Origin of the sequence: Moraxella bovis (genome assembly GCF_002014975.1) — a bacterium.
GTDB classification, from domain to species: Bacteria; Pseudomonadota; Gammaproteobacteria; order Pseudomonadales; family Moraxellaceae; genus Moraxella; species Moraxella bovis.
Genome location: NZ_MUXV01000056.1, coordinates 1 through 8,390, shown reverse-complemented (window position 1 = coordinate 8,390; position 8,390 = coordinate 1). Strand labels below are relative to the sequence as shown.

11 protein-coding genes are annotated in these 8,390 nt (G+C 40.3%); 4 read left to right on the top strand and 7 right to left on the bottom strand.

Features of this window, described 5'->3' with window-relative positions; genetic code table 11:
• Window positions 1-511: 511 nt before the first annotated feature.
• Window positions 512-1,108 (bottom strand): hypothetical protein, encoded by a 597-nt coding sequence (locus B0182_RS11565; protein ID WP_078275077.1) that lies wholly within the window; start codon window positions 1,106-1,108, stop codon window positions 512-514.
• A gap of 4 nt (window positions 1,109-1,112) precedes the next feature.
• A complete protein-coding gene (locus B0182_RS11560) occupies window positions 1,113-1,571 on the bottom strand; it encodes a zinc-dependent metalloprotease family protein (RefSeq protein WP_078275076.1) in 459 nt (152 codons plus the stop codon).
• Window positions 1,572-1,701: 130 nt separating this feature from the next.
• Between B0182_RS11560 and B0182_RS11555 the strand changes: the two genes are divergently transcribed.
• Both B0182_RS11555 and B0182_RS11550 read left to right on the top strand, forming a co-directional pair.
• Window positions 1,702-2,016, top strand: coding sequence for a hypothetical protein (locus B0182_RS11555; RefSeq protein WP_078275075.1), 315 nt, complete (start codon window positions 1,702-1,704; stop codon window positions 2,014-2,016).
• Window positions 2,013-2,642, top strand: coding sequence for a hypothetical protein (locus tag B0182_RS11550; protein WP_078275074.1), 630 nt, complete (start codon window positions 2,013-2,015; stop codon window positions 2,640-2,642). The genes B0182_RS11555 and B0182_RS11550 overlap by 4 nt, the downstream gene beginning before the upstream one ends.
• Before the next feature lie 127 nt (window positions 2,643-2,769).
• On the opposite strand, the gene B0182_RS11545 is transcribed toward B0182_RS11550, so the two are convergent.
• Window positions 2,770-4,350 carry a vWA domain-containing protein gene (locus tag B0182_RS11545; protein ID WP_078275073.1) on the bottom strand — a complete coding sequence of 527 codons (1,581 nt, stop codon included), beginning with the start codon at window positions 4,348-4,350 and terminating at the stop codon, window positions 2,770-2,772.
• A gap of 460 nt (window positions 4,351-4,810) precedes the next feature.
• On the opposite strand from B0182_RS11545, the gene B0182_RS14435 reads away from it, so the two are divergent.
• Both B0182_RS14435 and rtcR read left to right on the top strand, forming a co-directional pair.
• The gene (locus tag B0182_RS14435) at window positions 4,811-4,969 is read left to right on the top strand and encodes a hypothetical protein (protein ID WP_158079710.1); all 159 of its coding nucleotides are present in this window, start codon (window positions 4,811-4,813) and stop codon (window positions 4,967-4,969) included.
• Between the two features lie 2 nt (window positions 4,970-4,971).
• Entirely contained in the window at window positions 4,972-6,558 is a 1,587-nt protein-coding gene (gene rtcR / locus B0182_RS11540) for an RNA repair transcriptional activator RtcR (RefSeq protein ID WP_078275072.1), read from the top strand.
• A gap of 37 nt (window positions 6,559-6,595) precedes the next feature.
• Here the strand turns inward: rtcR and B0182_RS14430 are convergent, their stop codons facing one another.
• The 4 genes from B0182_RS14430 to B0182_RS11525 all read right to left on the bottom strand — a co-directional run bounded on the left by B0182_RS14430 (window position 6,596) and on the right by B0182_RS11525 (window position 8,348).
• On the bottom strand, window positions 6,596-6,772 hold the full coding sequence (locus B0182_RS14430; RefSeq protein WP_158079709.1) for a barstar family protein: 177 nt from the start codon (window positions 6,770-6,772) through the stop codon (window positions 6,596-6,598).
• Window positions 6,744-7,040: a hypothetical protein gene (locus B0182_RS11535; RefSeq protein WP_078275071.1), complete on the bottom strand. Its 297-nt coding sequence runs from the start codon at window positions 7,038-7,040 to the stop codon at window positions 6,744-6,746. Before B0182_RS11535 ends, B0182_RS14430 begins: the two co-directional genes overlap by 29 nt.
• Before the next feature lie 326 nt (window positions 7,041-7,366).
• The gene (locus B0182_RS14995; protein ID WP_228157714.1) at window positions 7,367-7,564 is read right to left on the bottom strand and encodes a hypothetical protein; all 198 of its coding nucleotides are present in this window, start codon (window positions 7,562-7,564) and stop codon (window positions 7,367-7,369) included.
• Between the two features lie 25 nt (window positions 7,565-7,589).
• Window positions 7,590-8,348 (bottom strand): sulfite exporter TauE/SafE family protein, encoded by a 759-nt coding sequence (locus tag B0182_RS11525; RefSeq protein WP_078275070.1) that lies wholly within the window; start codon window positions 8,346-8,348, stop codon window positions 7,590-7,592.
• Window positions 8,349-8,390 lie beyond the last annotated feature (42 nt).

Sequence of the window (8,390 nt, the reverse complement as noted above, 5' to 3'; positions counted from 1 at the left end):
ATTGTATGTTTAAGGGTTAATACTGTAAATAACGGGGGTTTATTTTACACATAGTCTTCTAAATATTTTTGATAAAACTTATCAAACATCTGCTCAGATTTTTGTTTATCATCGGTAATGATGTTAAGTAAAGTGACAACCTTTTGGCGTTCCCCATCGTAAATATAGGGGGTATATTTTTCTAGGCTGTCCCGATATTGGACGGAAAAAAATAATATTCCATTCTAACAAGCCTATCGGAACAAGCATCAAATCCTTTGCTAGCCTTTTTTCATTATTTACCAAATCTTGTGCATGATATTTTTCAACACGCTCAAAAAAGCTTCTCTATTTTCAAACAATGCTCTGCCCTTATAACACTCTGGTGGGCCTGCAAATGCCACATTAAAACACAGTGCCATAAGTGGTATGATAAACAGTTTAAGATATCTCATTTGGCTACTCCGATGGATTTGGTTAAATTGATGTCGTTGTGTATTTTAGTCCATTGCTATTTAAAGAGTGAGCATAATCATCGCTCTGACCTCCTTCTAATATCAATCCAATAAATTCCAGTATTGACATCTTTATCATGCCCCTGTAATCTACCGTGAAAATTAATAATAATATCGTCATAAATATATTGGGAGCCAATATAGCACCAATAGTCATAACATTCTTGCTTGGTTTGACTTAAAAAATCACGATATAGTTTATAAAAAATAGCCTCAGCCTCTTTCTCGTTATCGGTAGCAATCTTAATTAAGGTAATAACTCTGTCTTTTTCAAAATCAAATATTAGATGCTCCTCAGGGTCTTTATCATAAAACAATGAAAACTCCTGCGGAATACGACCGCCACTATTTACCACCTTTGAGTGTTCAAAATATCCAAGAAAAAAGTATCGTAGCCCAACACTAAAAGGGATATCAGGTGACACATAATGCTCATCAAAATAATAATTTGAACCGCTTATTAAGCCATATTCAATAAAATTTTTATCATCATATTTTTCAATGCGTTCTACAAGCTCCAAATCAGTTAAAAATATAGGGAGATAACGACCAGCGTAACTTATTTGTGAATAAACACAAAACGCAAAAATACATAATAAATGGGTGAATTTCATAAAGTTACTTCCATTCAAGGTTGTTGTCATTGTTCATAATATCCCAATGATGTTTAAAAAGAGACCATTGAGTGCCTTTATGTAAATTACCATCGCCATTTTTGGTATGTTCATAGTCCATGATGCTGTCAGTATAACCTTGTGAGAAGATTAATCCTACCTCATCTTCAAAAGTATGCGATAACCCAAAACTATGCCCCAGTTCGTGAATGAGTGTATGAGTATCACTTTGATTAAATAGCACACAGACATTTCCCCAATGATTGCATACTCTGTCTGTATGACAAGCGTTGTAACCATCGGTTACTTCATGCTTTTGAGCAATCCCTGCCAATTGACTATCAAATCCAGCAATGGCATAATCACTAAATATAAGATGTGTATGTTTTTGATAATTTTTGCTATCAGCATATTCTTTTATTCCTGATAGTAATAATCTGTGCAACCCAACCAAGTCTTGCATTATACCCACCAAACCCCAAAATAACACTTCAAACCTTCTTCGATTGTATCAAACTCTGACAAATGACTTCTAAGTCATCTCTTAATCGTTGCCCAAGTTTGCTCTATTGGGTTTAGCTTGGGTGAGAGGCATGGAAGTGCTTAGTTTTTCAGAGCATTCTTTTGTGCAAAACTGTGTAACAGCATTGGTAAATACCCATAATTTTAATGCTGGCAATACCATTCATGAAAATGCTTTGTCGTGGATGAATGCTTTTAATACTGATTATGAAACAGCAGTTATTTCGGTGATGCGTGAGCAAGCAAATACTGCTAATTTTTCAAAAAGAAACAGCAATAACCAATCCTATCAGTTGCACCAAAAAGCGTTAGCTTACCAAGCCCAATACGGCGTAAGTTATGAAGTGGCGGTGCGTGAATGTTTAAAACAAGGGGCTACTCTATGAGCAAATCAACCATTAAAAATGATATTGCTAAAATTAAAAACGAAATTCAAAAATGGCACGATGAATTAAAGCAGTTGAATCAAGAAAAATCAAGCTATGAAATGCAAATCAAAGAACTTGAAATGATGCCTGTAAACCGTGCGGATTTTGGTGTATTGCTGAAAGAATCTATTGCACAAGAAGCAAATAACTACACCAAAAACATTGCTCAAAGCCTATTGCAACCTGAATTTTCTGATAAAGAAATGCAAGAAAAGCACAATGGATTTAAGGCAATGAATGAAAGAAGTCTTAAAGACTTTGAGTGGTGCAAGAATAATCAAAGATTTGAATGGTTGTTTAATGCTTTTCGTAGCCATAAAAACATAATCACACCAAGCAATAGCACAGAAACAAGGCAAATGTTATGTTGGTTAATACCTGATGTGGTGTATGAAAAAACCATGCACATTATCAATACCGAAATAGGCGACGAATGGGGGAATGATGATTTACCAAGCATTAGTGAAAGATATGAACTAATTTTATCATTAAAGGAGAAAATTAGTTCATGCCAAAATCGGATTGATGAATTACAAGGGGTTATTGATGAGATGAGTTCAATAACAATTAAGCCTGAAATTTAAGTGAAAAAAACACCTTTAATGTAAAAAATTAAAGGTGTTTTTTGTTTTGTGTCATAAATAAATTGAAATGCCTTTACACCAAGTGAAAGAAAAATTTTGTTTGTTTTATTGCAAACATTTGATAGTTTTATCGTGTTGCGTAACAACAAAACGCTTCAATGACCTTAAAGACATTATCGCCAAATCCACCAACATTTAACACATCATTGCCATTTTTGGCTTGGGAAGAGGTATAAGGCTGTAAATCCACGCATATTAGCTTGGCATTAGGGCAACGCTTTTTTAAAATTCGCCATTCTTTCATCATTTGTGTGCCACGCCCAGACTGCTCGTCCGCCCACGATTCATTGTCCGAAAAATAAATCATCACATCAATCTTTGCTTTTTGGCGATTTAATTCGGCAAGCGGTAAGGCGGTGTGTGTTCCGCCCCCGCCAAACTTGGCAAGCCGTTCGGCTAAGGCAAGCACATCAACGGCAGGCGGTGTTTGGGCGGTGTCCGCTTTGCCAAAGGCGGATTTTAGGCGTACACTAAAAGGTTTCTTGCCTGTGATTTGACTAATATTATCATTAAAATCAATCACTTGGTGCAAACGGGTATCAAAGGGCATAATCATCGCTGTGGGGTTGGCAACCTTCATCGCAGACGCAAACAAACTTGCCACATCAATGCACCGCACCTGCGATGTCGCCCCACGCCGATAGCCCATTACGGGCGAGTGCATAGAGCCTGACACATCTACGCCGATGGCGATTTGCCCGTCAAGGCGTGGCACATTGGCAAGGGCGTGGCTCATCGCCGTTTTTAGGGCGTTTTTGATGACGGCAGGAACATCATCGCCCAGAGCCTGCCAAGTGGCGTAAAGCTGATAGGGAAAGGCACGGGCGTGTTTGACCGCCTGCTCGTCCGCTAATTTATCCGCCAGCATTTGCGCCATACCGTCCACGCCAAACACGCCGTGACGGACAAAGGTGTTTAAATTCATTCGCACCATTTGCCACGAGCCTTGTTTGGCAAGGCCTGCCCAATGCTCCGTTGTCAAATCAAGCGACATCAGCCACTCAATGGGCAAGTCGGGCAAGGGCTGTTGGTTGTCCTTTTGAAAGTCAAGGAGCGAGCGAGCAAGGGGCGGTAAGTGATTGTAATTAAAGTCTTTTTGCAACGCCCATTTGATAAGGGCTTCGCTCTTGTCATCAAAAGGTTTTGGGTGGCTTAGGCGAATGACATCTCTTAGGGTGGGTTTATTGCCGATATTGGCGTTAATAAATTGTCTGTCGCTAGCGGTAAGTAACCACTCATTCACCAAATTTTTGGCAAAATTACCCAAACTTTTACGCCCAACCGCCCCGCCCCGCATTACCTGAACAAAGTTTCTAAGCTGTTTGCCATTATTGACAATGTCCTTAAAAATGGCTTTGGCAAAGGGCTGACCGTCCGCCTTAACGCACAAAATCGCCAAAAGCACAACGGGCGTGTCTTTCATCAAGGCGTGCTGACGGGCGTATAGGGCAAGTTTTGCCAAAAATGCGTTGTCAATTTTGTGTGCCAAATCAATGACTTCGCCAATCTGCTCGCCCCCTGTGACATAAAAAGTCTGGTTAAAAGTCCCCGTACACACAAGCTGAGCAAGGGCTTGTTTGGGGCTTAACTCGTACGCCTTGCCCCCTTGGTGGTTGGTGGTTTGGGGGTTAAAAATGTTGGTGTTCATAACCAATCTCCATTTATGAAGTTATACAAAAAGATAGAAAAATTTGGTGGACACGACGGGATTCGAACCCGCATCTGTGCTGTTACTGCCATTTTTAGTCGTACAGCCGAGCAGTCTTATTGGAAACGCGCGCCAGTAGTAGACCATTTGCCATAGCCAGTACCTGCATCTGCAACCGTACCAAGACCCCCGCTTGCGAACAACACCCAGTTTTACCCAGACTACCCAAGACCCAATCGTTTTTGGTAGCGTCGCCCCCTGTATGACAGCGTGCCCGTATTTATCATTATCCAAATCTTGTGCCAACTTGGGAAATTTTGGGAAAAATAGTTTTTAAGTAATTGATTTTTAATGGATTAAAATTTTAACATTGGAGAAATTTTAGTATTGGCTTGTAAAAATTTTGGGAAAAATCTATAATATTAGATAGATTTATATTTTTTTATTCTAGGTAATTTTAATGGAAAATTTAGAAAATGATAAAATCACAACCCAAAATCAAGGGCGTTTTGATGATGTTTTTGGCATTTTAACCGCCACAACAGGGGCGAGTGTTGAAGAAATGAACGAAGCCATTATTGAAAGTGCGTGTGAATTTAACAAAGATTTGGAAGATTAATAATGAAAAAATCGGTCATGCTTGGCTTTTTGGGTACGGTGCTGGACGATGGATTTAGCCAAAGACGGCACGCCAAATGGCGACCGAATGTCAATGTGCATAGGGTAATGGCGTTTGACCGTGTGGAGCTGTTTATTTCGCCAAAATATCTGGCACTTGCCGAGCAAGTGGTGGCGGACATTAAGGAGATTCGCCCAGAAATCACGGTCAATTTGGTGGATATACCCCTTGACAATCCGTGGGATTTTGGCGAAGTGTATGAAAAATTAGCAAGTTGGGCGGACAGCTATCCTTTTGATATTGAACAAGAAAATTATTTTACCCACATTACCACAGGCACGCACGTTGCCCAGATTTGCCTGTTTTTATTGGTGGAAAGCCGCCAAATTCCAAGCCTACTTTTGCAGACCGCTCCGCCCAAAGACAGCCCTTGCCAAGTGGAGACGATTGATTTGGATTTGGCTCGTTATGATGCCCTAGCCAGTCGCCTAAGCAAGGTCAAGGACGATGCGGTGCGGTTTTTGAAAACCGACATTGCCACCAAAAACCCCACCTTTAACGCCCTAATCGGGCAAATTGAACAAGTGGCGATGGGTTCAAAGTCGCCCATGCTGATTATGGGGGCGACTGGGGCGGGCAAATCGCAACTGGCACGGCGAATTTATGAGCTTAAAAAGGCTCGGCATTTGGTGGCGGGGCGGTTTGTGGAAGTCAATTGTGCAACTTTGCGGGGCGATATGGCGTATTCGGCTCTGTTTGGGCATAAAAAAGGGGCGTTTACGGGGGCGATGACGGCACGGGACGGCTATCTTTTGACCGCTCATCAGGGCGTGCTGTTTTTGGACGAGATTGGCGAGCTTGGGGCGGACGAACAGGCGATGCTTTTGACTGCGTTGGAAGACAAACGCTTTTATCCGATGGGATCGGATACGCCTGTACACAGCGATTTTTGGCTCATTGCAGGGACAAATAAGGATTTGAAAGCGTGTGTGCGGGCGGGAACATTTCGGGAAGATTTGTACGCCCGTATCAATGTTTGGCAATACACCCTGCCCGCCCTAAAAAACCGCAAGGAAGACATCGCCCCCAACATCGCCTATCAGCTTGACATTGCAGGCTTTGAGCTTGGGCGGAAAGTGCGGTTTGGCAAGGAGGCGTATGAGCGGTATTTGGCGTTTTGTATGAGTGATGGGGCGGTTTGGCGGGGCAATTTTCGGGATTTATCGGCGAGTATTTTACGCCTTGCGACTTTGGCAAATGATGGCAAAATCAATGAAAAATTGGTTAATGATGAAATTGGGCGTTTAAAAGAATTATGGGCGGACGATGATAATCAACTTGACAAAAAGTCCAATATTAATATTAACCCCGAATTGTTAAATAAAATCAATGCCCAACATTTAGATGAATTTGATAAAATGCAATTATTAAATGTCATTAAACTTTGCCAATCCCACCCCACGATGGCAAGTGCAGGACGGGCATTGTTTAATCATTCACGGCTGGATAAGGCAAGTGGTAATGATAGCGATAGATTAAGGAAATATTTGAGGAAGTTTGGGGTGAGTTGGGGGGAGATTAAGGGGTAATTTGGGGGTGTAAGGTGCGTAATACGCACCTTACAAATCAACAAAGAACCACATTTAATTTTCTTTCTTTTAAAATATCAACAATGATGTCTTTTTCTTTAAAATTACTTTCATTAAAATCACACCAATAGACAGTAATATCCTTAACGCCAAAAATATCAAAACAATCATCAAATCCATCTAAGTCAGAACCAAAATACCCACCAATACCCACCAATACCCACCAATTGTTCAGAAAAATAACATAAAAATGAATTTTTGCTTTGTATGTCTTTGCCAGAAATGTGAATGGTTTGGTTGTATTTATGATGTTTTCTATTATAATAATAACAAGCCCTTAGCCACTCATATTTTTCTTGTTCTGAATAATTAATCCAGCACTTTTGTTGTTGTTTTATCATCTTATTTATGTGATACAATAATTTATCATGAGAAATCCCACTTTCATCATTGATAAAATATTCTTCCAATAAAACTTTCATGTAATGCTCCATTTTACAGCAAACATTCTTCACTAACAAAAAGAAACACAAAAACCAAAAATTAAAGTGTTTGCCTTATCAATTAAAAATCAACCAAAAACCAAATTGATAAAATTATGTTCGTATAACTCATTGTTTTTATCAATACAAATTTTACTGACAAATAAATAATCAATCCAATCCGTATTTGGCAATAGGCTATTTAATTCATTAACAATTTGGGTTTCTGATTTTTCTTGAAAAATTTTTTTAATAAATCATTTACCAAAGAAATCACATATTGATTTCTTTGGCACTCATCGGACAGCTGGTATTCTTGAATTTTTTCAAAAAAATTTATGGGCAATAAAACCACCATCTGAGTCAATATAATCATTACTCCAAAAGATATAACCACTCCATTTTGGGTCAATAATCAATTTATCAAGTTCATGATGTATTTCATTACCCCGCTCTTCGCTATGATTACCACCCACAAGTTCATTAATTAACTGTGTAATTTTTTCTTTTTGAATGGCGTTCATAGCTTTATCCAATCATTATCACAAATCACCCCAACACCCCCTGCACACCCTGCCAACCAACCTTCACCCCAAGTCCGACCAGCACCCACAGGATAAGTGTGCGAAATTTGGCGGACGGCAGGCGTTTGCCAAGCCTTGCCCCGATGACAATGCCAAGCACCGACAGCACGGTTAAGCCGATTATCATCGTCCAAGTTTGGGTAGGCACTTCTAATAAAACTTCTTTTAAAACAATGGCTTGTACCAATTTATTGACAAAATAACACAAATTCCCAACTTTGATAATCGTGTCCTTATCATCGGTCATTGAAAGTAGATACATCAAAAGCACGGACGACATCGCATTGGTTGCCCCGCCGACCACGCCTGCCACAAAGCCAATCACCACAAGCGATGTGGTGGTGTTGGGTAGGACGATTTTTTTACCCATCAGACTCGTTGTGGCATACCACAGCACCACCACCGCCAAGGCAAGCATCAGATAAGCAGAATTAACCACCAGAAGCAAATACGCCCCCAACGCACTGCCAAGAATGGACACCACGACCAGCGACCAATATTTTTTAAGATAAAAAGTGGCGTTGTGCCATACACCGCCTGAGCCACCGACCCACGCAATCAGATTAAGCACCGCCGTTGGTACAAGAACAAGGACAATGGCAGAAGTCAGCCCATAGACCCCCGACAACGCCCCAATGGTAATCAGCGGAAAGCCCATACCCGCAATGCCGTGTAGTAGGCTTGCAATGATAAATAATGGAATAAGCCAGAGTTCAAATTTCATAAAAATCCTTTTAATAAAATATTAGGTAGTAATCCAAAAAGT